We start from the raw sequence: 860 nt of genomic DNA, 5'->3' as shown, positions 1-860 counted from the left end.
GCATCGCTGGTGCGCTCGCGGCGCCGCACGCGAGCGACGCCAGCGCGAACAGCACGAGGCCGGCGATGTACAGGCGGCGTGCGCCGAAGCGGTCGCCGAGCGCGCCGCCCGACAGCATCAGGACTGCAAACGCGAGCGTGTACGCATCGACGACCCACTGCAGGCCGGCAACCGGCAAGTGCAGGTCGCCGGCGAGATGCGCGAGCGCGATGTTGACGATCGTCACGTCGAGCTGCGTGACGACGAAACCGGTGCTGACGGTTGCGACGACGCGGGCGAGCGCGGACGGGAAGGCGGGGGTGGGGGCGGTCGTATCCATGCGTCAATCGTAGGACGCGACCGGCAGGCGATGTTTCAGCGAAACGTGAAGCGTCGAAACACCGGATGCGAAGCAGGGGGGCGGGAACGACGGCAGGCTGTGGCGCGATTTACCGAACCGTGCTGCTACGTGCGTCGATGCGTGCCCGGTGTGGGCCCGCGGCTGCGTTCAATGCCGCTCGCCGCGCCAGCGTCCCGGCGCCACGCCGAAGCGCTTCGTGAACGCATGCGTGAACGTGCTTTGATCCGCGAAGCCGACCATCCCGGCGATATCGACGAGCGGATACCGGCCGTCGGCGAGCAGGATCACGGCCGCGTCGAGCCGGAGCCGCTGCAGGTAGCGATGCGGCGTTTCGCCGAACGCGTCGACGAACAGTTGATGAAAGCGGCGCATCCCGTAGCCGCAATGCGCGGCGAGATCGGCGATGCGCAGGGGCTCTGCAAGCCGCGCGCGCAGCCAGCGGTCGATGCGCGCGAAATCGAGGCCCGAGGCGGGCGCGGGGATCGCGCGTTCGTCGAGGAGCGCGCCACACAGCCGCGCG

General features: G+C 69.9%; 2 protein-coding genes. Both read right to left on the bottom strand.

Annotated features, from left to right (window positions below; translation table 11 throughout):
* The coding region (locus tag G3N93_RS41030) for an MFS transporter (RefSeq protein WP_206135639.1) at positions 1-319 on the bottom strand (319 nt) is incomplete at its 3' end.
* 168 nt (positions 320-487) lie between these two features.
* A partial coding sequence (locus G3N93_RS41025) for a helix-turn-helix domain-containing protein (RefSeq protein ID WP_206135638.1) occupies positions 488-860 on the bottom strand: 373 nt, incomplete at its 5' end.

This window comes from Burkholderia sp. Se-20378, from assembly GCF_017104665.1.
Lineage (GTDB): Bacteria > Pseudomonadota > Gammaproteobacteria > Burkholderiales > Burkholderiaceae > Burkholderia > Burkholderia lata.
This window is presented reverse-complemented; position numbering and strand designations above follow the sequence as displayed.